This window comes from Flexivirga sp. YIM B11880 (genome assembly GCF_058148645.1).
In genome coordinates this window covers 624,535-648,137 of sequence record NZ_JBMAMH010000001.1, presented here as the reverse complement: position 1 = coordinate 648,137, position 23,603 = coordinate 624,535, and the positions used below count along the sequence as shown (strand labels likewise).

Annotated in this window: 17 protein-coding genes; 14 read left to right on the top strand and 3 right to left on the bottom strand. The window is 69.6% G+C overall.

The window, feature by feature from the left end; all coding sequences use genetic code 11:
- The 6 genes from hpnD to ACN8HC_RS03045 all read left to right on the top strand — a co-directional run bounded on the left by hpnD (position 1) and on the right by ACN8HC_RS03045 (position 9,592).
- A complete protein-coding gene (gene hpnD, locus ACN8HC_RS03070; RefSeq protein ID WP_490073391.1) occupies positions 1 to 861 on the top strand; it encodes a presqualene diphosphate synthase HpnD in 861 nt (286 codons plus the stop codon).
- Complete coding sequence (gene hpnE / locus ACN8HC_RS03065) at positions 858 to 3,263, top strand: hydroxysqualene dehydroxylase HpnE (protein WP_490073390.1); 2,406 nt, start codon at positions 858 to 860, stop codon at positions 3,261 to 3,263. The genes hpnD and hpnE overlap by 4 nt, the downstream gene beginning before the upstream one ends.
- 3 nt (positions 3,264 to 3,266) lie before the next feature.
- On the top strand, positions 3,267 to 5,246 hold the full coding sequence (shc, locus tag ACN8HC_RS03060; RefSeq protein ID WP_490073389.1) for a squalene--hopene cyclase: 1,980 nt from the start codon (positions 3,267 to 3,269) through the stop codon (positions 5,244 to 5,246).
- A gap of 64 nt (positions 5,247 to 5,310) precedes the next feature.
- A complete protein-coding gene (gene ispH, locus ACN8HC_RS03055; RefSeq protein ID WP_490073388.1) occupies positions 5,311 to 6,777 on the top strand; it encodes a 4-hydroxy-3-methylbut-2-enyl diphosphate reductase in 1,467 nt (488 codons plus the stop codon).
- Positions 6,777 to 7,781, top strand: a complete 1,005-nt coding sequence (gene hpnH, locus ACN8HC_RS03050; protein WP_490073387.1) for an adenosyl-hopene transferase HpnH — start codon at positions 6,777 to 6,779, stop codon at positions 7,779 to 7,781. The genes ispH and hpnH overlap by 1 nt, the downstream gene beginning before the upstream one ends.
- Positions 7,781 to 9,592 carry a 1-deoxy-D-xylulose-5-phosphate synthase gene (locus ACN8HC_RS03045; protein WP_490073386.1) on the top strand — a complete coding sequence of 604 codons (1,812 nt, stop codon included), beginning with the start codon at positions 7,781 to 7,783 and terminating at the stop codon, positions 9,590 to 9,592. Before hpnH ends, ACN8HC_RS03045 begins: the two co-directional genes overlap by 1 nt.
- A 25-nt stretch (positions 9,593 to 9,617) precedes the next feature.
- On the opposite strand, the gene ACN8HC_RS03040 is transcribed toward ACN8HC_RS03045, so the two are convergent.
- Positions 9,618 to 11,153, bottom strand: a complete 1,536-nt coding sequence (locus tag ACN8HC_RS03040; RefSeq protein ID WP_490073385.1) for a CCA tRNA nucleotidyltransferase — start codon at positions 11,151 to 11,153, stop codon at positions 9,618 to 9,620.
- Between the two features lie 116 nt (positions 11,154 to 11,269).
- On the opposite strand from ACN8HC_RS03040, the gene ACN8HC_RS03035 reads away from it, so the two are divergent.
- From ACN8HC_RS03035 to trxA, 8 genes are all read left to right on the top strand, one after another.
- Positions 11,270 to 11,755, top strand: coding sequence for an NUDIX hydrolase (locus ACN8HC_RS03035; RefSeq protein ID WP_490073384.1), 486 nt, complete (start codon positions 11,270 to 11,272; stop codon positions 11,753 to 11,755).
- Positions 11,703 to 14,141 (top strand): DUF6049 family protein, encoded by a 2,439-nt coding sequence (locus tag ACN8HC_RS03030; protein ID WP_490073383.1) that lies wholly within the window; start codon positions 11,703 to 11,705, stop codon positions 14,139 to 14,141. Before ACN8HC_RS03035 ends, ACN8HC_RS03030 begins: the two co-directional genes overlap by 53 nt.
- A complete protein-coding gene (murJ, locus tag ACN8HC_RS03025) occupies positions 14,138 to 15,982 on the top strand; it encodes a murein biosynthesis integral membrane protein MurJ (RefSeq protein ID WP_490073382.1) in 1,845 nt (614 codons plus the stop codon). The genes ACN8HC_RS03030 and murJ overlap by 4 nt, the downstream gene beginning before the upstream one ends.
- Positions 15,983 to 16,128: 146 nt before the next feature.
- Positions 16,129 to 17,871 carry a discoidin domain-containing protein gene (locus ACN8HC_RS03020; RefSeq protein ID WP_490073381.1) on the top strand — a complete coding sequence of 581 codons (1,743 nt, stop codon included), beginning with the start codon at positions 16,129 to 16,131 and terminating at the stop codon, positions 17,869 to 17,871.
- Positions 17,868 to 18,425 (top strand): RNA polymerase sigma factor SigM, encoded by a 558-nt coding sequence (gene sigM / locus ACN8HC_RS03015; protein ID WP_490073380.1) that lies wholly within the window; start codon positions 17,868 to 17,870, stop codon positions 18,423 to 18,425. The genes ACN8HC_RS03020 and sigM overlap by 4 nt, the downstream gene beginning before the upstream one ends.
- A 142-nt stretch (positions 18,426 to 18,567) precedes the next feature.
- Positions 18,568 to 19,293, top strand: coding sequence for a hypothetical protein (locus ACN8HC_RS03010; protein WP_490073379.1), 726 nt, complete (start codon positions 18,568 to 18,570; stop codon positions 19,291 to 19,293).
- Between the two features lie 177 nt (positions 19,294 to 19,470).
- Complete coding sequence (trxB, locus tag ACN8HC_RS03005) at positions 19,471 to 20,439, top strand: thioredoxin-disulfide reductase (RefSeq protein ID WP_490073378.1); 969 nt, start codon at positions 19,471 to 19,473, stop codon at positions 20,437 to 20,439.
- Between the two features lie 68 nt (positions 20,440 to 20,507).
- Positions 20,508 to 20,837: a thioredoxin gene (gene trxA / locus ACN8HC_RS03000; RefSeq protein WP_490073377.1), complete on the top strand. Its 330-nt coding sequence runs from the start codon at positions 20,508 to 20,510 to the stop codon at positions 20,835 to 20,837.
- A gap of 604 nt (positions 20,838 to 21,441) precedes the next feature.
- Here the strand turns inward: trxA and ACN8HC_RS02995 are convergent.
- Together ACN8HC_RS02995 and ACN8HC_RS02990 are read right to left on the bottom strand one after the other, a co-directional pair.
- Positions 21,442 to 22,551 (bottom strand): ParB/RepB/Spo0J family partition protein, encoded by a 1,110-nt coding sequence (locus ACN8HC_RS02995; protein ID WP_490073376.1) that lies wholly within the window; start codon positions 22,549 to 22,551, stop codon positions 21,442 to 21,444.
- Positions 22,548 to 23,432 carry a ParA family protein gene (locus ACN8HC_RS02990; RefSeq protein ID WP_490073686.1) on the bottom strand — a complete coding sequence of 295 codons (885 nt, stop codon included), beginning with the start codon at positions 23,430 to 23,432 and terminating at the stop codon, positions 22,548 to 22,550. Before ACN8HC_RS02990 ends, ACN8HC_RS02995 begins: the two co-directional genes overlap by 4 nt.
- Positions 23,433 to 23,603: the final 171 nt, after the last annotated feature.

The following is a 23,603-nucleotide window of genomic DNA, read 5'->3' as shown; positions in this document are numbered from 1 at the left end:
ATGACCATCGATCAGGCGTTCCTCGCGGCCGAGACGGTGACCCGCACCGAAGCACGCAACTTCTATTACGGCATCCGTCTCCTTCCCTCGCGCAAACGCCAGGGACTGTGCGCTCTCTACGCGCTCGCCCGGCGCATCGATGACATCGGTGACGAGGAAGCACCGCTGCCGCAGAAGCGTGCCGCGCTGGCCCTGGTCCGCAAGCAGCTGTCCGACATCGACTCGGCCACCGACCCGGTGCTGGTCGCCGTCGCGGAGACGGCACGCCGCTTCCCGGTGCCGCTCGAAGCGTTCGAGGAGCTCATCGACGGCGTCGAGATGGACCTCGACGGCAGCACCTACGAGACCTTCGACGACCTGCGGCTCTACTGCCGCTGCGTCGCCGGGTCGATCGGCCGACTGTGCCTGTCGATCTTCGGCAAGGGCACCGACCCGCGGGCGCCACTTTTCGCCGACCAACTCGGAATCGCGTTGCAACAGACCAACATCCTGCGCGACATCCGCGAGGACCTGCTGCTCGGCCGGGTCTACCTGCCGACGGCCGAGCTGGACGAGTTCGGTGTGCGGCTGCAGCTGGACGACCAGGGCACGCTGCACGACCCGGACGCGCGACTGGCGGCATACATCGGGTTCGCCGCCGACCGCGCGCAGCACTGGTACGAACTCGGGCTGCGCCTGTTGCCGCAGCTCGACCACCGCAGCGCGGCCTGCTGCGCGGCGATGTCGGGCATCTACCACCACCTGCTGCTGCGCATCCAGCAGAACCCGACCGTCGTCTACGAGCGACGGATGTCGTTGCCAGCGCACGAAAAGGGCCGTGTCGCGCTCACCGCCCTGACCCGGGCGGTGCTGCCGGTATGACGGGCACCGTGCGCACCTCGGTCTGCGTGGTCGGCGGCGGCCTCGCCGGGATCACGGCCGCCCTCGACCTGGCCGACCAGGGCCTGGACGTGACTCTGCTGGAGTCGCGCGCCCGGCTCGGCGGGCTGACCCATTCCTTCCGGCGCGGTGAGCTCTGGGTGGACGGCGGCCAGCACGCATTCCTGCGCTGCTGCACGGCATACCTCGGGCTGCTCGACCGGCTGGGTGTCCGCCACCTCACCTACCTGCAGGACCGGCTCGACGTCCCGATCGCCAGTGAGGCGTCGGCGCAGCGGACCCACCTGCGTCGCAACGACTTACCGGCCCCGCTGCACCTGACCGGCTCCCTGCTGCGGCACCGCTGGATGCCGCTGCGGCAGCGGTTGCTCGTCGGCCGGATCGCCCTCGCGCTTGGTCGCCTCGACCCGGACGATCCGAGCGTCGACGCGCAGTCCTTCGGCGGCTGGCTGCGCTCCCAGGGCGCCGACGACCGGTCGATCGAGGTGCTGTGGGAGCTGATCGGGAAGGCCACCCTCAATGCCGACGCCGACGCGTGCTCGCTGGCCCTCGCCGCAACGGTCTTCCAGCTGGGCATGCTGCAGGACAAGGGCGCGTCCGACCTCGGCTGGGCGCGAGTTCCGTTGCAGCAGTTGCACGGTGATGCCGCGGCGCGCGCGCTCGCGGAGGTCGGCTGCGAGGTGCGGCTGCGGGCCAAGGTGAGTGCAGTCCTCCCGGAGGAGCGCGGAGTCCGCGTCGTCACCGGCACCACGGACGAGCTGTATGACGCGATCGTGCTCGCCATACCTCCCGGAGCGCTTGCGCGAGTGCTCGATCCCACCGTGCTCGGCCTGCCCGCCGACATCGCCGGACGGCTGGGTCTTTCGCCGATCATCAATCTGCACGTCGTGCTGGACCGCCCGGTGCTCGACACCGAATTCGTTGCCGCCATCGACAGTCCGTTGCAGTGGGTCTTCGACCGCACGACGGCCGCGGGACTGTCGGACGGGCAATACCTCGCGGTGTCGCTCTCCGCGGCGGACCAGCTGATCGGACTCACCAACGCCGAGTTGCGCGAGTGGGGGCTGCCGCATCTGCGAAACCTGTTGCCCCGCATCGACGATGCGGAGATCCGGGACTTCTTCGTCACGCGCGAGCCGGAGGCGACGTTCCGCGCGGCGCCGGGCAGCGCGCGGCTGCGGCCGGCCGCACGGACCACTCAGCCGCGGATCGTGCTGGCCGGAGCGTGGACCGCGACCGGCTGGCCCGCAACCATGGAAGGCGCTGTGCTGAGCGGGCATTCGGCCGCTGCCGTGGTGCTGGCGGGGCAGGGTTCCGCCGATCTCCGGCAGGAGCCACTCGGCCGGCGCCACCGGCGACACGAAACGGAGGACCTCGCCATGACCACGTTCGCCAAGGCACAGGAACTCACCCGCACCCTCGTCACGCCCGCGCTGCACAAGGCGGTCGACACCCTGACCGGGCAGGAGCGTCTGGTGGTTGCCTACCACCTGGGTTTCGTGGACACCCAAGGCAATCCGGTCGAGGAGGACGGCGGCAAGAAGCTGCGGCCGACCCTCGCGCTGCTCAGCGCCGCCGCGGTCGGCGTCGACCCCGCCCAGGCGGTCAGCGCGGCCGTGGCCGTCGAGCTGGTGCACAACTTCTCGCTCGTCCACGACGACATCATGGACCGCGACCGCACCCGGCGGCACCGGGAGACCGTGTGGTCGGTGTGGGACGAGGCGACCGCCATACTCGCCGGAGATGCGTTGCAAACGCTCGGTTTCGAGACGCTGCTCGCCGATCCGAGCCCGCACGCGGCGAGCGCCGCTCACCTACTCGCCGCCACCACGCAGGAACTCATCCACGGGCAGATGCTCGACATGGAGTTCGAGCGGCGCGCTCAGGTCTCCCTGGCCGACTGCCGGGCGATGGCCGCCGCCAAAACGGGTGTGCTGCTGGCCTGCAGCACCGAGTTGCCCGCAGTACTCGCCGGGGCCGACCGCGAGCAGCGCAGCGCGCTGGCGGCATACGGGCGGTCGCTCGGTGTGGCATTCCAACTCGTGGACGACCTGCTCGGCATCTGGGGAGATCCAGAGGTGACCGGCAAGTCGAATCACTCGGACCTGCGAGCCAAGAAGCACTCGCTGCCGGTCAGTTGGGCGCTCGAACAACCGGGCACGGAGTCGCTGCGCGACTGGTTCGCGAGGGGTGAGACGTCGGAGCACGAGCTGGCCCGAACAGCAGCAGAACTCGACACAATCGGCGCGCGCCGCTGGTGCCGCACCAGCGCGGACCAGGCGGTCGACGAAGCGATCTCGGCACTGCGGGACGCCGACCTGGACAGCGACGCGATCGTCGCACTCACCGAGGTGGCGCACTACGTCGCCGGAAGGGACGTCTGACACATGGCAGAAGTGCTGGCTGAGACAGCCACGGACAGCATCGCGGACATCGCCCGCGCAACGCTCGATCGCGCGGTCCGACGACTGCGCGATCTGCAGCTGCCGTCCGGAGCCTGGAAGGGCGAGCTGCAGACCAACGTGACCATGGACGCCGAGGACATGATGCTGCGTGTCTTCCTCGGCATCGACACCGCGGAAACGCGTGACCAGACCGCCCGGTGGATCCGCAGCCAGCAGCGCGCCGACGGCACGTGGGCCACGTTCGCCGGCGGCCCCGGCGACCTGTCGACGACGGTCGAGGCCTGGATCGCGCTGCGGATGGCGGGCGACAAGCCGAGCGCCGAGCACATGGTGCGTGCCCGCGAATTCATCCTGGGCGCCGGTGGTCTGGAAGGGACGCGGGTCTTCACGCGCGTCTGGTGCGCGCTGTTCGGCTGGTGGGACTGGCAGGACCTGCCGGCCATGCCGCCCGAGCTGATCTACCTCGGCAAGCGGATCCCGCTGAACATCTACGACTGGGGCTGCTGGGCACGCCAGACGGTCGTGCCACTCACCGTCGTCTGCACCCTACGGCCGAAGCGCCGGATGACATGGAAGCTCGACGAGATTCGCGTCGGCGGCGGCGAGGGCTCGACCCGGCGAGGACGGAAGGTGGCCGGCATACTCGATCGCCGTCGCGGCTTCTTCGACCGCCTCGACACCGGCTTGCACGCCTACCACCAGCACGCCATCGGGCCGGTCCGCCGCAACGCCCTGCGTCGCGCGGCGGAGTGGATCGTCGCCCGTCAGGAGGCCGACGGCGGGTGGGGCGGCATCCAACCGCCCTGGGTCTACTCCATTCTCGCGCTGCGCACGCTCGGCTACCCGCTCGACCATCCGGTCCTCAAGGCGGCCATCGACGGGCTCGACGGATTCACCATCACCGAGGACACCCCGGACGGCCCACTACGTCGTCTCGAGGCCTGTCAGTCGCCCGTGTGGGACACCGGGCTCGCGCTCAACGCACTGCTGGACGCCGGCGTGGACGCTCGCGATCCGGCGTTGCGCAAGGCCGCCGAGTGGCTGATGGACGAGCAGATCACCGTACAGGGTGACTGGACGGTGCGCCGCCCGAAGCTGCCGTCCGGCGGATGGGCCTTCGAATACGCCAACGACACCTACCCGGACACCGACGACAGCGCCATCATCGTCATGGCGCTCAACCGAGTGATGACGACGAAAGGTCCGTTGCAGGAGCAGTCCGTGTCGCGCGGCATCGCCTGGACGGCGGGCATGCAGTCCGCGGACGGCGGCTGGGGTGCCTTCGACGCCGACAACACCAGTCGCTGGCCCGCACGGCTGCCGTTCTGCGACTTCGGAGCCGTGACGGACCCACCGTCCGCTGATGTGACCGCACACGTGGTGGAAATGCTTGCCGCAGTGGGGCGTTCCCGCGGTGCGCGCTGCAAGCGCGGCGTGCAGTGGCTGCTGGACCATCAGGAGCGCGACGGTTCCTGGTTCGGCCGCTGGGGCGCCAACCACGTCTACGGCACCGGCGCTGTCGTGCCCGCGCTCGTCGCCGCAGGTGTCCCGGCCGACTCCCCGCCGATCCGTGCCGCCGTCCGCTGGCTGATCGCGCACCAGAACGCCGACGGCGGGTGGGGGGAGGACCTGCGGTCGTATGCCGACCCGGCGTGGATCGGCCGCGGTGACTCCACCCCATCCCAAACCGCCTGGGCCCTCATGGCGCTGGTCGCGGCCGGTGAGCTCCGAGAGCCGCTGCAACGAGGCATCGTGCATCTCGCGGAAACCCAACGGTCGGACGGTGGTTGGGACGAGGAGAAGTTCACCGGCACCGGCTTCCCCGGTGACTTCTACATCGCCTATCACCTCTACCGGATCATTTTCCCGGTCTGGGCACTCGGCCGCGCCGTACGCGCCTTGCACGGCGGCGAGCAGGGTGACCGGCCCAGCCTGAGACTCGCGGCCAGGGGGTCAGTATGAGCGAGCGCAGCGAGCGAACAACGGTTCAGACGAAGGCAGAAGCCCGACGAAGGAGGGGTTCTGCATGAGTGGACAGGTCCTCACCCCGCTGCGCATCGAGCGACTGGCGCTCGAGCACGGAATGCGCCGAGCGCCATACGTTTCGGGCCGCGGTCCAGCAGGGCGCGCGCCGCAGACGGACCTGCCGACCGTGGTCGCAGGGGTCGCGGGAGCGCTGTCGCCCGACGTTCGCCCCGCCGACCTGGTCGTCGCCGACCGGGTGCGCACCGACTCCGCCGAGGTCGTGCTGCCCTCCGCACCCGTGCTCGCCGGCGAACTGCGCCGGGCGGGGCTCACCGTGCACGTGGGCACCATCGAGACCACCGACCACGTCGTGACCGGTGCGGAGCGGCGTCACCTCGCCGAGCGGGGCGCGCTGGCCGTGGACACCGAATCCGGTTACCTGGCAACCCAACTCGACCCGAAGCACCTCGCCGTGATCCGCGCCGTCGTCGACACCGGCGAGGACCCGCTCGTGCACCCGGGCACGCTCAAACGCGGTGTCGCCGCACTGCGCAGTCTGCGGCACGCCGGCCCGGTCGTGCAGGACTGGCTGGACGCCTGCGGCGACCGCACCATCGTCCGGGCCGAGCCGCAGTCCTTCTGCGCCGGCGTCGAGCGCGCCATCGAGATCGTCGAGCGCGCCCTCGCCCGGCACGGTGCACCGGTCTACGTCCGGCGGCAGATCGTCCACAACACCCACGTCGTCGCGGAGCTGGAACGCCGTGGCGCGGTCTTCGTGCAGGAGCTCGACGAGGTGCCCGAGGGCGCGGTCGCCGTGCTCGCCGCGCACGGGGTCGCGCCGTCGGTGCGGGTCCAGGCGACCGAGCGTCGCCTGCAGGTGATCGACGCGACCTGCCCCCTGGTCGCGAAGGTGCACCAGGAGGTACGCCGCTTCACCGGCGGCGGCCGCACGGTGTTCCTCATCGGCCACGCCGGACACGAGGAGGTCGTGGGCACCCAGGGCGAGGCGCCCGACCACGTCGTGCTCGTCGAGTCGGTCGACGACGCACGCACCGTAGCGGTGCGCGACCCCGAGCAGGTCTCCTACGTCATGCAGACGACGCTGTCCGTCGAGGAGGCCGACGAGATCGCGGCGGTGCTGCGCGAGCGCTTCCCGGCCCTGCAGGCGCCGCGCCGCGACGACATCTGCTACGCCACCAGCAACCGGCAACAGGCGATCCGGGAAGTTGCGGCGGTGACGGACCTCGTTCTCGTCGTCGGATCGCCCAACTCCTCCAACTCGATGCGGCTCACCGAAGTCGCCCGTGCCGCAGGCACCCGCGCCCACCTCATCGAGGACGCGGCCGACCTCCGGCTGCGCTGGCTGCACGGCGTGCGCCGCATCGGCGTGAGCGCCGGCGCATCGGCACCACCATCGCTCGTCACCGAGCTGATCGACGCGCTCTCCGCGTTCGGCGACCTCGAGGTCACCCGCGTCGGCGGCGTCACCGAGACCATCCAATTCACCCTGCCCCGAGAGGTTGTCTGATGCCACACATGCCGTTCCGCCAGTCCGTTCGCCTCGGGCAGTACCTCATGAAGCAGAAGCTCGCCCGGCGCGACAAGTTCCCACTGCTCGTCGAGCTCGAACCGCTCTTCGCCTGCAACCTCAAGTGCGTCGGCTGCGGCAAGATCCAGGAACCGGCCGCGATGCTGAAACAACGTATGCCGGTCGAACAAGCCGTCGCCGCCATCGAGGAATGCGGTGCGCCGATGGTCTCGATCGCGGGCGGCGAGCCGCTCATGCACCCGCAGATCCACGAGATCGTCCAGGAACTCCTGGACCGTAAGAAGATCGTCTTCCTGTGCACCAACGCGCTGCTCATGGCACGGCACATCGACAAGTTCACGCCGCACCGCAACTTCTCCTGGATGGTGCACGTCGACGGCATGAAGGAGCGCCACGACGCGTCGGTCAGCCACGAGGGCGGCTTCGAGGCGGCCATCGACGCGATCAAACTGGTCCAGTCCCGCGGTTTCCGCGTGATGACGAACACCACTGTGTTCAACAGCGACTCGCCGCAGGACGTGATCGACGTGCTCAACTACCTCAACGACGAGGTCAAGGTCGACAACATGCAGATCGCGCCCGGCTACGCCTACTGGAAGGCGCCGGACCAGGAGGGCTTCCTCGGCGTCGAGGAGACACGCACGTTGTTCGCCAAGGCGTTCGGCGAGGGCCGGCGCAAGAAGTGGCGGCTCAACCACTCGCCGCTCTTCCTCGACTTCCTGGAGGGCAAGGTCGACTACGAGTGCACTCCGTGGGCGATCCCGTCATACAGCCTCAAGGGCTGGCAGCGGCCCTGCTACCTGCTCGACGACGGCTACGTGTCGACCTACCAGGAGCTGATCGAGGACACCGACTGGGAGGCGTTCGGTCGCGGCAAGGACGAGCGCTGCGCCAACTGTATGGCGCACTGCGGCTACGAGCCGACCGCCGTGATCGCGACGATGGGGTCCCTCAAGGAGACCATCCGGGCGGCGGTGGCGTGATGTCCGCGCCGGAGCTGCTGCATCACGTCACCTCCCCCGGTGACCTGAAAGTCCTGCCAGGAGAAGCACTTCCCGAGCTGGCCGCACAGATCCGGCGCCGCCTCGTCGACGTCGTGACCCGCACCGGCGGCCACCTCGGCCCCAACCTCGGCGTCGTCGAGCTCACCATCGCGATCCACCGGGAGTTCGAGGCTCCCAAGGACGCGATCGTCTGGGACACCGGTCACCAGAGTTACGTGCACAAGATGCTCACCGGCCGCGACGACCGGCTGGAACAGTTGCGCACCGCCGGCGGCATCACCGGCTATCCCTCTCGGTCCGAGAGCGACTGTGACATCGTCGAGAACTCCCACGCCTCAACGGCCTTGTCCTACGCCGACGGACTGTCCCGGGGCTTCGAGCTGACCGGCCGGCACCGCCGGGTCGTCGCGGTCGTCGGTGACGGCTCGCTCACCGGTGGTATGGCGTGGGAGGCCCTCAACAACATCGGCGCGAGCAACCGCCCCGTGATCGTCGTGCTCAACGACAACGGCCGGTCCTACGACCCGACGGTCGGCGCCTTCTCCCGGCATCTGGCCGAGCTGCGCGCGGGAACCGCCACGTCGAACCTTCTGGAATCGATGGGATTCGGCTACATCGGCCCGGTCGACGGGCACGATTTCCGGGCGCTGCACAAGGCGCTGAGAGCCGCCCGGAAACACACCGGGCCGGTCGTGGTGCACGTGGCGACCCGCAAGGGCTGCGGCTATGCGCCGGCCGAGCAGGACGAGAACGACCGGATGCACTCGATCAGCCCGGCCGCACCACCGGCCGCAGTCGTCGCCGACACGACGCGCCAGCCCCGAACGGAAGCGTGGACAACGGTTTTCGGCCGTGAGCTGGCTGCCATCGGGGAGGAGCGAGCGGACGTGGTCGCGCTCACGGCCGCGATGCGACTGCCAACCGGGCTCGGACCCTTCGGTGAGCGCTTTCCGCACCGGATCGTCGACGTCGGCATCGCCGAACAACATGCCGTCACCTGTGCCGCCGGGCTGGCGACGGCCGGTCTCCACCCGGTCGTCGCGATCTACTCCACGTTCCTCGGGCGCGCGTTCGACCAGATCCTCATGGACGTCGGATTGCACCGCCTGCCGGTGACTTTCGTGCTCGACCGGGCCGGCATCACCGGCCCCGACGGCCCCTCGCACCACGGCATGTGGGATGTCTCGATGCTCAGCGGTGTCCCGGCGATCCGCATCGCCGCGCCACGCGACGCGGTCCGGCTGCGCGAATTGCTGCGAGAAGCACTGGCGCACGAGTCCGGCCCGACCGTCCTGCGCTATCCCAAGGGGACGGCGCCCGCGCCGATCTGCGTGTACAACCGGATCGGCTCGGTCGACCTGCTCACGCCACTTCAGTCCAGCGGTCAGGTGCTCATGGTGCCGAGCGGACCGATGGCTGCGGTGGCGGTGGAAGCCGCGCGCCGGCTGGCCGGCATGGGTGTCTCAGCCACGGTGGCCGACCCGCGCTGGATCCACCCGGTTTCACCGGAGCTGATGACCCTGGTCGCCGACCACCAGGTCGTGCTCACCCTCGAGGACAACGCGATCGGCGGCGGACTCGGTGCGGCGCTGTCGATGGCGGCGCACCGCGCCGGCCTCGCGACGCGCGTCATCCCGATGGGGTTGCCGGTGGAGTTCGTGCCGGTGGGCAACCGGCCAGACCTGCTCGCGGCATACGGCCTGGACGCCGACCACGTCGTCGACGCCGTCCTCTCCTCCCGCTGGCGGCGCAGCAACAAGCCGGCCCCCGTCTCGCTGGCCGGCACCTGACCGTCCTTACCCCTTCGGGGTGGGATCACTGCGCCTCCGGCTGGTCGGCCCACCACCGCAGCAGCTCCTCGCGTGCCGCGTCCTCGCCGACCGGCCCGTTGTCCAACCGGAACGCCAGCAGGTGCTTGTAGGCGTTGCCGAGCACCGGACCCGGCTTGATGCCGAGCGCCTCGGCGATCTGATTGCCGTTGAGTTCGGGGCGGACCGCGTCCAGCTCCTCCTGCTCGCGCAGCGCCGCGATCCGCACCTCGAGGCTGTCGTATGCCGCCGACAGCGCCGCTGCCTTCCGCCGGTTGCGGGTGGTGCAGTCGGACCGGGTCAGCAGGTGCAGCCGGGACAGCAGCGGGCCCGCGTCGGTGATGTAGCGACGCACCGCCGAGTCGGTCCACTGCGAGTCGACACCGCCCGCAGCCTCCGGCGACGGGACACCCGGTCCGCCATACCCGTGGAACCGCAGGTGCAGCTCGGTCAGCCGCGCGACCTGCTTGATCGTCTCCTTGTCGAAGCGCAGCGCGCGCAGTCGCTTGCGGACCAGCTTGGCGCCGACCATCTCGTGGTGGTGGAAGGAGACACCGCCGCCCTTCTCGAAGCGGCGGGTCGCCGGCTTGCCGATGTCGTGCAGCAGCGCGGCCAGCCGGAGCACCAGGTCCGGGCCCGGCACCAGCTCGGGCGACTCCAGACCGGGCACCACTCGTCTCCCCTCCAGTGCCATCGCCTGCTCCAGCACAGTGAGCGAGTGCTCGTAGACGTCCTTGTGCCGGTGGTGCTCGTCCACCTCCAGCCGCAGCGCGGGCAGCTCGGGCAGGACGTGGTCGGCGATGCCGGTGTCGACCAGCAGCGTCAGCCCCGCCCGGGGGTCGGGCGCCAGGATGAGCTTCACCAGCTCGTCGTGCACCCGCTCGGCGGAGATCATCTGGATCGACGCGGCCAGCTCGGTCATCGCGGCACGCACCCGCGGGTCGACGGTGAACCCCAGCTGCGCCGCGAACCGCGCCGCCCGCATCATCCGCAGCGGGTCGTCGCCGAAGGAGACCTCCGGTGCCGACGGGGTCATCAGTGTCCGCCCGGCGAGAGCGGCCATGCCGTCATACGGGTCGACGAACTCCAGCTCGGGCAGTCGCAATGCCATCGCGTTGACCGTGAAGTCGCGACGCACCAGGTCGTCGGTCAGCGAGTCGCCGAAGCTCACCACCGGCTTGCGGGTCTGCCGGTCGTAGGCGTCCGCACGGTACGTCGTCACCTCGACGATCGTGTCGCCCTTGCGGGCACCGATCGTGCCGAAGTCGCGCCCGATGTCCCAGGTGGTGTCGGCCCACGGCTTCAGCAGCGCCTCGATCCGGTCCGGGCGGGCGGACGTCGTGAGGTCCAGATCCTGCGAGGTCCGCCCGAGGAACGCGTCCCGGACCGGCCCACCGACCAGGGACAGCTCGTGCCCCGCGCCGGCGAACAGGTCGCCGAGTTCACGGAGCAGCGGCAGCGCCGGCGCCAGCTGCCCGACGGCGCGCCGTTGCAGCTCGCCGAGGGACAAGGAATCGTCGGTTCGCGGGGCTTCTCGCACCATCACAGGGTATGGCGAGCAGCGACACCCACCGACCACGGCCATGAACCGGCCGCCCGCCCGCCGATGAATCGACAGATCGGCCCGGTGCCCGCGCGGAGGCGGTTTACAGTGTTGAGATGACGCTCTATCCGCCGCGCGCCGACCGCCCCCTGCGGCGGCTGCCTGCGGTGGAGGAGACCTCGGCCGGCGGCGTCATCATCGACGTGGCCGGTGGCTTCGCGTGGATCGCGCTCATCGCCCGGCACAACCGCGCCGGCCGGCTGGAGTGGTGTCTGCCCAAGGGCCACGTCGAGCCGGGCGAGACGCTCGTCGAGACCGCGGTTCGCGAAGTCAGGGAGGAAACAGGCATCATCGGACGTGCCCTGCTCACCCTCGGCACGATCGACTATTGGTTCAGCACCCCGCAACTACGCATCCACAAGCGGGTCCATCACTACATGTTGGAGGCACTCGGTGGCGAGATCAGCATCGACGGCGACCCCGACCACGAGGCCGTCGACGCACGCTGGTTCCGCCTGGACCGGGTGCAGCGGAAGCTGACCTTTCCCAATGAGCGACGCATCGTCCAGACCGCCTGGCAGCACCTGGCGCCGTCGGCGTAGGCATCTCGCAGCCGCGTGCACGGCGCTGCTCACCCTGGCGCTCTGCCTCCTGCCCTTCGGCACGTCCCGCGCGGTGGCCGCCGACAACTCGACCTCGGCGCGCATCTCCCTGGACGCCAACGTCCCCGAGGTCTCCGCTTCCGGTCAGCCGGTCGTCGTCTCCGGCACCATCACCAACACCGGTTCGGCCACGATCAACGACCCGGTGGTGCACGTCCTGCTCAACAGCACCCAGCTGCTCGACACGCGATCCACCGCGGAGGACTGGATGTCGGGCAAGCTCGACGTGCCGGTCACCCAGGTCGCCACCGGCAGCACGGCTCCGGTCGCCCCGGGCAGCACGACGTCCTTCGCCGTCACCATTCCCGGCACGAAGCTGAAATTCTCCTACGGCCTGGCCTCGCTGCCCCTCTCGATCACCGTCACCGACGGACGGTCGGCGGCAGCGTCGGCCATCCGCGGGACGGCGCGCAGCACGCTGCACCAGCAGAACACCACCGTCCGGTCACCGCTGCAGCTGAGCGTCGTCATACCGCTGACCCTGCCGGCCGACCCGGACCTCTTCGGTCCGGCGGGTGCCGCGCGCGCGGCAGCGTGGGAGCGTGCGGTCGGGCCGGAGTCGACCGTGCAGCAGACGCTCGACGCCTTCGCCGGTATGCCGGTCGTCTTCGCCGTCGATCCGGAGTTGATCGACCCACCCGCGGCCGCGGACGACAACGTGCCGGCGCCCACACCCAGCCCGACCTCGTCGTCGGGCAGCCCCGGCACCGGCTCGGCGAGCGGCAGCACCGGTTCCGGCACTCCGTCCTCGCCCACGCCGACGAGCACCGGCGCTGCTGCGCCGGCCACCACGGCCCCGGACTCGACCACGAGCGGCGCCACCAGCGGTGGCACCGGCACCGGCGGCTCGACCTCGCCGGAGTCGTCCGGCGCCTCGGAGCCGTCGTCGTCCACGAGCAGCAGCACCGCCCCGCCGACCACACCGTCCGGCCGGATCACCGCCGCCGTCGACAGCCTGACCGATCGGATCGCCAATCTCCAGCGCGCTCACTCGGTGTGGTGGCTCCCGGCCGACGACCCGGACCTCGCTGCCCTGCAGGCGGCCGGCCCACGGGGCCGGGCGCTGCTGGCCCGCGACCTCACCCGTCCGCTTCCCCAGGCGGTGCGCAAGGCGGGCGCCGTCCGAGTCGTCTGGCCGATCGGTGACGCACCGGGGTCGGTCGTCACTTCCTCGGCAACGCAACTGGCGGCTCACGGCAACCGCGCGATCGCCCTGCTGCCCGATCGCGGCCTCCCGGTGTCCGCCTCGGGCGCGACGCACCGGTTGTCGAGCACCTCCGGTGTCCTCACGTATGACGAGCGCCTCTCCCGGATCTTCAGCGCTCCGTCCACCTCGCCGGGGACCCAGGCGGGCCGGCTGCTCACCCAACTGCTCGCCGTCTACCAGCAGTCACCCGGCACACCACGGTCCCTGGCCCTGGTCGCTCCGCGGACCGGTGCCGCCGACCCGACCCAGCTGGCCGCCCAGGTCACTGCCCTGCAGGCCGCCGCCTGGGTCACGTTGCGGACCGGCGCCCAGACCGGGACTGCGCTCACCAAGGCGACGGCGACCACGGTGCTCGGCACGCCACGCGCGGGCGCTCCCTACCCGACGGCCGCCGGCAAGGCGGTCAGCACCGGCGAACTGCGCGACCTGGACCTGTCCCGCGACCGGCTGGCCGCGCTGCAGAGCGTGATGGTCGGCGGTGACGAGGTGCTGCCGCAACGCGTCCGGGCGCTGGACATCATCGGCTCCGCCCGGTGGCGCGGTGCCGCCGCCAAGCTGGAGTCGGTCGCGGACCGGGACGACGCGGCGGTGTCGGCGATGCTGGCGAAGCTGTCGATCCGGTCGTCCACCATCAACTTCTTCGCCGATTCCGGAGACATCAGCGTCACGATCTCCAACCAGCTGGCGCGGCCGGTGCACGGCGTCCTGCTGCACCTGCAGCCGCGCAAATATCTGGTCCAGGTCACCGACGACGAGAAGACGATCGACATCGAGGCCGGCGCCCACGCCACCGCACGGTTCCACATCAAGGCCGTGGGCGGCGGCACCGTGCCGGTCGACGCCATGCTGCACGCGCCGAACGGCGCCCCCCTCGGGCCGCTCGGCGCGCCGTCGCAGCTGAAGATCAACGTTCATCCCACGTCCGGGTGGATCATGTGGGTTCTGGGCGCTCTCGCGGCGCTGATCCTGGTGATCGGCCTGTGGCGCGCCGTACGCCGTGGCCCCCGGACCGCCTCGGGGCCCGCGCCGGCCGGGCAACCGACGCCGAACGAAGCCATCGTCGACGCCGGCCCGACCACTCAGCAGCCGACCGACGACAAGACCGCGGGAGACCGATGACTGACGAGAGCCGGCCCAGCCTGGGGCAGCTGTATGCCGAGTCCGGTGCCCGGCCGCTCGTCCCCCAGGGTGCAGCGGACGGCGGCGCCAGTCTGGGGGCGCTGTACTCGTCATGGATCGGCGAGGACTCCGGTTACCTGCCGTTGCCGGACGCCGACGTCGTGCGGGCGCGCAAGGACGCGATCGCGCGCGGCGAGGACCCCGAGGCGATCCCGTATGCCGCTCCGGCGGCGGAGCCGGTGGTCGCCGCAGAGGGCGGCATCGGCCGGGCGAGCGCCATACTCGCTCTCGGCACGCTCACCTCACGAGCTCTGGGTTTCGTCCGCACGATCTTGCTCGGCGTGGTCATTTACGACGTGGCCGGCAACGTCTGGGACACCGCGAACAAGCTGCCCAACATGATCTATCTGCTGCTCGCCGGCGGCGTCATCAACGCGGTACTCGTCCCGCAGATCACTCGGGCCCTCAAACACGAGGACGGGGGGCAGGCCTATACCGACCGAGTCCTGACGTTGGCGATGTCGATCCTGCTCGGCGCCACGCTGATTCTGACCGCGGCGTCGCCGCTGATCTTCAAGGTGTTCTTCCTCGATGCCACGGGGGCCACCTGGCGGCTCGGCATCATCTTCAGCCTGTTGTGCATGCCGCAGCTGTTCTTCTACGGCCTCTACACGATGCTCGGCGAGATTCTCAATGCCCGGAGCAGATTCGGTGCTCCGATGTGGTCACCGGTCCTCGCGAACGTGTTCGCGATCGCGGGACTCATCTGGCTGCTGGCGGCCTATCCACATCACCTCACCGAGCCAGCCCGTTGGACCACCCCGATGATCCTGGTGCTCGGCGGCTCCACGACACTTGGCATTGTCGCCCAGGCTGTGGTGCTGATCATTCCGTTGCGTCGCTCCGGATACACCTGGCGACCGAACTTCTCCTTCCGGGGCGTGGGCCTGCGCAGTACCTCGACAGTGGCGGGCTGGGCCTTCGCCGCGGTCATCGTGCAGCAGGCCGGCCTGTTGGTCACGAGCAACATCCTCAACAAGGTGCCGTCGGCCAGCCAGGCCCAGACCAACGCCTTCCTCTTCTTCATGCTGCCGCACTCGCTGGTGACGCTCAGTCTGATCACCGTGCTGTTCACCAGGATGTCGCGCGCGGCACACGAAGGACGGACACAGGCCGTCACCGATGACTCCGCCCTCTCCCTGCGGCTGTCCGCGGTGGCCACGATTCCGGCGACGATCGGCATGCTGGCGATCGCCGGTCCGCTGGCCGGCTTCTTCTACCCGCCGTTCGCAACGGCGGTCGAGCGGCAGAGCATCGCACTGCTCCTCGGGCTCGTGCCGTTCACGGTCTGTGTCGTCGTGCAGCGCGCGTTCTTCGCCTACGAGGACGCGCGCACACCGTTCGTCATGCAGGTGTGGTGCACGATCATCACCGCCGCTCTCGCGTTGCCTTGTCTGCTGTTGCCGAATGCTTGGATCGGATTCGGGGTCTGCCTGGCCGGCTCGATCGCCTACTTCGTCGAAGCCACCATCGGCTTCCGGTCGCTGCGCCGGAAGCGGCTGCCGCAGCTGCGGATGGTCGGCGTCATGCAGACGTGGGCCCGGCTGATCGTCGCCTCGATCTTCGCGGTGGTCGTTGCGCTCGTCGTTCGTTTCCTGCTCAGCGCGGCGGTCGGCACCGACTCGCGAGCGACGAACCTGATCATCCTCGTCCCGACCGCGGTGGTCTTCGCGGCCTTGTATGTCGTCTTCTCTCGGCGCCTGCACGTCAAGGAAGTCGAGGAGCTCATGGACGCCGTGGGCAGCAAACTGGGCGGTGCCCGACGGCTAGTGGGCCGCTGATCGGCCGACCTGGCGCGTGTCCGCGCGGAGTGACCAGCCGCAGCCTCCTAGTATGTGGCGGTGTGTCGGTGCCTGCTGCACCGTCCTCGACCATCGGTGCCGCGCAGCAGCGGTGACCGTCACGGCGAACAGGGAGCACCGAGTCAGTGCAAGCCATCGGCGAGAACACCGTGCTGGCACAGCGCTACACGCTGACCCGCAAGCTCGCGGGGCGGCCCGATCAGGAGCTGTGGATCGCGACCGACGCCACCCTGGACCGCGAGGTCACCGCGACCATCTTCCCGGCCGACTTCGTCCATGCCGAGGCGGCCCTCGACAGCGCCCGGCGCGCCGCCGGCGTGGAGGACCACCACCTGCCCCGCGTGCTGGACGTCGGCACCGAGAACGGCACGGCATACGTCATCTCCGAGGCGCTGCACGGCGCGGAGTCCATCGCCGCGATGCTGCAGTTCGACCCGTTACCCGCTGAGGAGGTCCGCCGGCTGGTCGGTGAATCGGCGAGCGGCCTCGGGGCGGCCGCCGCCCGCGGTCTGCACCATCTGCAGCTCACCCCGCACGACATCGTCTGCTCGCCGGACGGAGCCGTCTCGGTGCTCGGCCTGCCCACGGACGCCGCGCTGGCCGGCGCCGACGAGCTGTCCTCCGAGGACGCCTCGCGCGCCGACACCGTTGCCCTGGTCCAGATCGTGTATGCCGGACTGACCGGGTTCTGGCCCGGCGACCAGGCGGTGCCGGGGCTGCGGGACGTGGCTCGACGCGCCGACGGTGAGTTGCCGGCGCCGAGCGAACTCGTGTCCGGCGTGCCGGGCGACCTCGACGCGTTGTGCCGCACCACGCTGAACGCCGGCGAAGGGCCGCGCACGCCGGGCGAACTCGCGCGTCAGTTGGCACCGTGGTCCTCCGAGCGGGTGACCGGCGGGGCCCGGCGCAACACCGCCGCCGACGGTCGGTCGGGCGCGACACTGCGGGCCGTCCCGGGTGGCGACCGCACGCAGGTCGTGCGGCCGTCGAAGGCCGATGCGCCCGGCACGGGGTCGGCGGACCCCACCACGGAACTGCCGGCGAAGACGGCCCTGCCGCGGGCCGCCACCAGCACCATCCCGGACGGCGACGAGACCGCGCAGATCTCCCACTCGGACCTGATCAAGGCGCGCGAGCGCACCGCGGCCGCGCCGCCGCCGGACGATCTCGACGACGACTACGACCCGACGTTCACCGAGCTGGAGCCACCCGTGCCGGGCCTCGGCGGCCACTTCGAGCCGGACCACCGCAGCAGCCGGCTGGCGCTGGCCCTGGTGGTGCTGCTCGTGATCATCGCGGTGATCTTCGCCGGCATCGGGCTGCGCGGCATCGGCCGGTCGTCCGGCTCGCCGCAGTCCACGACCGCTGCGTCGCCGACCCGGTCGACGGCTTCCTCGTCGGCGTCGGGCACCAGCACCTCCGCACGACCGCGGCCGACAGCGACGCCGCTCACGATCAACCGCATCACGTCATACGGGATCAACGGCGGTGAGAACAACGCGCTGGCCAAGAACGCCACCGACGGCAACCCGGACACCTACTGGAACACCGCCCAGTACGCCTCCGCCGACCTGGGCGGACGCGGCGGCGGCACCGGCCTGCTGATCGACCTCGGCAGCGTGAAGACGGTGAAAGACCTGAAGATCACGACCTCGGGCGGCGCATCGAACATCGAGTTCTTCGTCAGTGACACCATCCAGCCGGTGAGCACCCGGCAACCGGAGACCACCCTGAAGGGCAGCGGCGCACAGACCGCCGACCTGCACGGGGTGCAGGCGCGCTACATCACCCTGTGGGTGACCTCGCTGAGCAAGCAGTCCGACGGGTCGTTCCAGGAGCGCATCAACGAGGTCAAGGTGTTCCCGTGACCCAGCTCGCCCAATACACCGACCGTGAGCTGCTCTCGGCGCACTGTGCCGGCGATCCGGACGCGTTCGGTGAGCTGTTCCGGCGGCACAAGGACCGGATGTGGGCGGTCGCGCTGCGCACCACCCGCGACCCGGAGATCGCGGCCGACGCGGTGCAGGACGGCTTCATCTCGGCGTTCCGCCGGGCCGACTCGTTCCGCGGTGACGCCCAGGTGACGACCTGGCTGCACCGCATCATCGTCAATGCCTGCCTGGACCGGTTGCGCCGGATCAAGCCGACCTCGGAGCTTCCCGAGTACGACCTCGCCGATCGGCACGACGCGCATTCCAGCACGGTCGTCCGGCTGGACGTGCAGGAGGCGCTCGGGAAGATCCCGGAGGGTCAGCGGCTGGCACTGACCCTGGTCGACATGCAGGGTCTGCCCGTCGCCGAGGCGGCGGAGGTGCTCGGTGTCGCCGAGGGCACCATCAAGTCGCGGTGCGCTCGAGGCCGGTCCGCGCTCGCCGCACTGCTGCGCGACAAGCACGGTGACGGTTACGTCGGCGGCACCTGATGGCCCATGGAACCGGCTGCGTCCGTGACTCGTCATACCCGCGACTGATGTTGGTGTCCCCACAACCGACTTTCCGCTCGGAGAGCCGGAACCCCGACCGTGCATTCGTCGTCTCAGCTGCTGAACCGATTGGAGGAAAGCCGTGACGACACCTCCCGAGGACGTCGAGAGCGATGCTTTCGAGAACGACCCGACAGGCATGCGTGACCTGCTGCGGTCGTTGCCCGATCCGGGTCCGATGCCGCAGAACGTGACCGACCGGATCACCGCTGCTCTGGCAGAGGAGCAGCGCGGCAGGTCGGGGAACGAGCACAGCACCGTCACACCGCTCACCCGCACCGGACGCCCCGGCGTCGGCAAGCCGGCCGGGCGCCGCTGGATGCAGGCGGTCGGCGGCCTGGTCGCAGCGGCGGCGGTCGCCGCGGTCGCGGTCGTCGGCGTCCGGTCGCTGACCCAGAACAACGCCCCCACGTCGGCGCTGCCCTCGGTGACCGCGCACACCTCGGTCAGCGGAGACCAGTTGGCCGGCCGCATGCAGGTCGAGACGACCGGCACCAACTACACACCGGCGTCGTTCAACGCGCAGGCCGCCAGTATGGCGACCAGGTCCGCCAGCAGCAGCCCGAATCCCTCGGTGGTGACCGAGTTCGGGTCGATCACCAAGCCGCGCGCACTGCTCGCCTGCGCCCGCTCGATCGGCGGCACGCTGCTCGACAACCCCTCGAGCATCAAGGTCGACCTGGCCACCTTCGAGGGCAAACCGGCAGTGATCGTCGTGGTGACCAACGCGGGCAAGCAGACGGCCTTCGCGGTCTCCGCGACCTGCAGCAAGGGCGACCAGCCCTATGCCGCCCCGCGCACCGTCTGAGAGTCTCTTCGGGACGCGGAACATCCGCCGCCTACGATCTGTTGTGCAAGGCGTGCGCTGCTGCATGCCGGCAGGGCAGTTGTCACCCGACCCCAAGGAAGATTCCGTGAGCGAGCGCAGCGAGCGACCAATCGAATTCAGGGCGAACGGCCACTCCCGACGAAGGAGGGAGTTGCCGTGAGCGAGCGCAACCTGATCATCATCGGCTCTGGTCCGGCCGGATACACCGCCGCCGTGTATGCCGCCCGCGCGAACCTGCATCCGCTGGTCTTCGAGGGTTCGGTCACCGCGGGTGGCGCGCTGATGAACACCACCGAGGTGGAGAACTACCCGGGCTTCGCCGACGGCATCATGGGCCCGGCGCTGATGATGCAGATGCGCGAGCAGGCCGAGCGCTTCGGCGCAGACCTGGTCCGTGACGACGTCACCGCGGTTGACCTGACCGGTCCGGTCAAGCGGGTCACCGACGGCGAGGGCAACGTCCACGAGGCGACCGCGGTCATCCTGGCGATGGGGTCGGCATACCGCGAACTCGGCCTGGAGGACGAAAAGCGCCTCTCCGGGCACGGGGTCTCCTGGTGCGCGACGTGCGACGGAGCGTTCTTCCGCGACCAGGACATCATGGTCGTCGGCGGCGGCGACTCCGCGATCGAGGAGGCGACGTTCCTCACGCGCTTCGCCAAGAAGGTCACCATCGTCCACCGCCGCGACGAGCTGCGCGCCTCCAAGATCATGGCCGATCGCGCACTCGCCAACGACAAGATCGACTTCGCCTGGAACAGCCAGGTGGTCGGCATCCACGGCAACCCGAAGGTCAGCTCCATCACGCTCGAGGACACCCAGACCGGTGCGACCCGCGACGTCGACACGTCCGCCGTCTTCGTCGCCATCGGGCACCTGCCCCGCAACGAACTGATCATCGGCCAGGTCGACACCGACGCCGAGGGTTACGTGCTCGTCGGCCAGGGCACCACGGCCACCAACCTGCCGGGCGTGTTCGCCTGTGGCGACTTGGTCGACCACACCTACCGCCAGGCCATCACCGCCGCCGGCTCCGGCTGCGCGGCGGCACTCGACGCCGAGCGCTTCCTGGCCGATCACGAGTCGGCGAACGACCCGAAGACCGCTGCTGCGGTCAGCGTCTGAGTGCGCTAATTTCCTTAATTAACAACGTAATTCAGCGGTAACCGATAACACGAAAGGACCCACACACCATGGGTGCACACACCAAGGAAACGTCCGACGCCACCTTCGAGGCAGACGTCCTGAAGAGCGACAAGCCGGTGCTCGTGGACTTCTGGGCGCCCTGGTGCGGGCCGTGCAAGATGATCGCCCCGATCATCGACGAGATCGCCGAGGCCAACGCGGAGAAGCTCACCGTCGTGAAGCTCAACACCGACGACAACCCGGCCACCTCCGCGAAGTACGGCATCACCGGCATCCCGACGCTCAACGTCTACCAGAACGGCGAGGTCGTCAAGAGCATCGTCGGCGTCATGCCGAAGCCGAAGCTCGTCAAGGAGCTCGAGCCCTTCATCGGCTGACGGCCACTGCTTGACTAGCGGTGTCCCCGAATCGCTTTCGGGGGCACCGCTTTTCGTTCCCCATGCCTGGTTGTCGCCGTCGTCTGGTCACCTTGGTGGGGCGGCGGCTGTGCCGCCGTGCCCGACTCACTCCGTTGCACTCCGCTAGCGCTCCGTTCCACTGCATAGGCCGGGCCCGACGACACACCCGTCGCCTTCGCTACTCGCCTCGCGCTCACCTCGCCTTTGTTGCTTGGTGCCGGCGCGATCGCGTGCATTGGCATGTTCGCGTGGTGCATCGAGTGAGTGCCGCGCGGTGCCAGTTGTCGTTGGTGCGTGCCAGCTCGCCGAGCAGGACGAGAACTGAACGTTGCGAGCCACAGCAGATCCGCTCACACGACGAGGTGCGCACCGAGGGTGCTGAGTTCGTCGTGGGGCCGGGCCTATGCAGCGAAGTGGAGCGTTAGCGGAACGCAGCGGAGTGAGTCCGGCCACGCGGCGGACTCAGCACCCCACAAGGCAACCACCCGCCATCGTAACCACGATGGCGCGAAATGCGTTGCAGCGCAGCGGGTTTCTATTTCTCCCTGGTTCGCTAGTCAATCCGCCTGCAAAGCTTCGCTACTCAGTCCACCGCGTGGTGGACGCCGAGCTGGTCCATGATGCGGTTGAGGTCCTCGACGCTGGCGAACTCGACGGTGAGCTTGCCGCGGGTCTTGCCGAGGGCGATCTTCACGCGGGTGTCGAGTCGGTCCGAGAGGCTCGCGGCGAGGGTGTCCAGTTGCGGGTGGTGCTGGCCAGTTCGGGGGGAGCGGCGCGTGGCTTTCTCCTGGTCTCCGCCGAGCGCGACAATCTCCTCGGTGGTGCGGACCGACAGCCCTTCGGCGACGATGCGCTGGGCGAGTCGCTCCATGGCGGCGGCGTCGGGCAGGCCGAGCAGTGCTCGGGCGTGGCCGGCCGAGAGGACGCCGGCCGCGACGCGCCGCTGGACCAGGGCCGGCAGCTTGAGCAGGCGCAGCGTGTTGCTGATCTGGGGACGGGACCGGCCGATCCGTGCGGCGAGGTCCTCGTGGGTGCACTGGAAGTCGTCCAGCAGCTGACCGTAGGCCGCAGCCTCCTCGAGCGGGTTCAACTGCGCACGGTGCAGATTTTCCAGCAGAGCGTCGCGCAGCATGGCGTCGTCGTCCGTGCTGCGGATGATCGCGGGGATCGTCTCCTTGCCCGCGCCCTTGCTCGCGCGCAGACGGCGTTCGCCCATGATGAGTTCGTAGTCGACGCCCGCAGACGCCGCGTCCTCCGCGGGCAATCGACGAACGACGATCGGCTGCAACACGCCGATCTCGCGGACGCTGTGGATCAGCTCGGCCAGCTCGTCCTCGTCGAACACGGTGCGCGGCTGGCGCGGGTTCGGCCGGATCGTGTCCACCGGCAGCTCGGCGAAGGTTGCGCCCGGAACCTCCTGCAACTCCTCAGCAGCTGACGCGTCGGTGTCCAGAGGCTCCGGAACCGAAGCCTCTGCCGACTTCCCGTCGTGCGGGCCGTCCTGATCGGCGCGGTGAGTGTTTCCCGTGAAACCATCGCGCAGCGTGTCGCCGTAAGCCTCAGTAGCCGCCGTCGGGCTGGTGGCGCCGGGGAAGAACACATCGGACGGACGGGATGCGCCTGTCGACGGGGCTGGTGCTGTCGGGATGAGGGCACCGAGGCCGCGCCCCAGTCCGCGTCGCTTTTCACTCACCGCGTCATCGTAGTGCTACGCGCGGTCAGCTCTTTGGCAGCCTCTGCGTACGACAGCGCGCCGCTGCTCGAGGGGTCGTATGTCAGGACCGTCTGGCCATGGCTCGGTGCTTCGGAGATGCGGACCGAGCGCGGAATCGTCGCCTTGAGCACCTGATCGCTGAAGTGGGTGCGGACCTCGTCGGCGACTTGCGCGGACAGGCGGGTCCGGGCGTCATACATGGTCAACAGGATGGTCGAGACGTGCAGTTCGGGGTTCAGGTGCGCCCGGATGAGTTCGATGTTCTTGAGCAACTGGCTGAGCCCTTCCAGTGCGTAGTACTCGCACTGGATCGGGATGAACACCTCGCGCGCCGCCACGAAGGCATTCACCGTGAGCAGCCCCAGGCTGGGCGGACAATCGATCAGGATGAAGTCGAAGACGCCGGCGGCTCCGGGATGGTCCTGGTAGTGATCAATGGCCCGCTTCAGCCGGGATTCGCGAGCGACCAAGGACACCAACTCGAGTTCGGCGCCGGCGAGGTCGATCGTCGCCGGTGCGCACCAGAGGCCGGGGACGTCAGGGCATTGCTGCAGCACGGCGGCCAGCTCCTGGTCATCGACCACGACGTCGTAGATGCTCGGGACCTCGGCATGGTGGGGAATGCCGAGCGCCGTGCTCGCATTGCCTTGCGGGTCGATGTCGATGACGAGGACGCGCATCCCGAACTGCGCAAGTGCCGCTGCGACATTGACCGTCGTCGTGGTCTTTCCGACACCGCCTTTTTGGTTCGAAATCGTGAGGACACGCGGCTCGGTCGGTTTCGGCACGGTGCCGTCCTTCAGGGCGGCTCGGCGCCGGGCCTGGTCGACCAGCTCATCGGCAAGCGGCGACGAGGGCATAGGCGGGGCGCTCGGCTCGCTTGTTTCACGGGAAGCGGCTGCTGTGGTTTCCCGTGAAACATTCGGTCGTTCCGCGGCGCCGGCGGGCACCGGATGCAGCGGGCCGAGCTGCACGGTGGGGTGCAGTCGGGCCGCGTTGCGCCAGCCCACCGGCTCCGGCGAGGCTACCTG

Excerpts from the sequence above, each read along its gene's own strand:
- hpnH (WP_490073387.1), top strand. The coding sequence starts at position 6,777 with ATGCCACACATGCCGTTCCGCCAGTCCGTTCGCCTCGGGCAGTACCTC.
- ACN8HC_RS03030 (WP_490073383.1), top strand. The coding sequence starts at position 11,703 with ATGAGCGACGCATCGTCCAGACCGCCTGGCAGCACCTGGCGCCGTCGG.
- ACN8HC_RS03045 (WP_490073386.1), top strand. The coding sequence starts at position 7,781 with ATGTCCGCGCCGGAGCTGCTGCATCACGTCACCTCCCCCGGTGACCTG.
- hpnD (WP_490073391.1), top strand. The coding sequence starts at position 1 with ATGACCATCGATCAGGCGTTCCTCGCGGCCGAGACGGTGACCCGCACC.
- hpnE (WP_490073390.1), top strand. The coding sequence starts at position 858 with ATGACGGGCACCGTGCGCACCTCGGTCTGCGTGGTCGGCGGCGGCCTC.
- murJ (WP_490073382.1), top strand. The coding sequence starts at position 14,138 with ATGACTGACGAGAGCCGGCCCAGCCTGGGGCAGCTGTATGCCGAGTCC.
- ACN8HC_RS03035 (WP_490073384.1), top strand. The coding sequence starts at position 11,270 with ATGACGCTCTATCCGCCGCGCGCCGACCGCCCCCTGCGGCGGCTGCCT.
- ispH (WP_490073388.1), top strand. The coding sequence starts at position 5,311 with ATGAGTGGACAGGTCCTCACCCCGCTGCGCATCGAGCGACTGGCGCTC.
- trxA (WP_490073377.1), top strand. The coding sequence starts at position 20,508 with ATGGGTGCACACACCAAGGAAACGTCCGACGCCACCTTCGAGGCAGAC.
- ACN8HC_RS02990 (WP_490073686.1), bottom strand. The coding sequence starts at position 23,432 with ATGCCCTCGTCGCCGCTTGCCGATGAGCTGGTCGACCAGGCCCGGCGC.
- shc (WP_490073389.1), top strand. The coding sequence starts at position 3,267 with ATGGCAGAAGTGCTGGCTGAGACAGCCACGGACAGCATCGCGGACATC.
- ACN8HC_RS03040 (WP_490073385.1), bottom strand. The coding sequence starts at position 11,153 with ATGGTGCGAGAAGCCCCGCGAACCGACGATTCCTTGTCCCTCGGCGAG.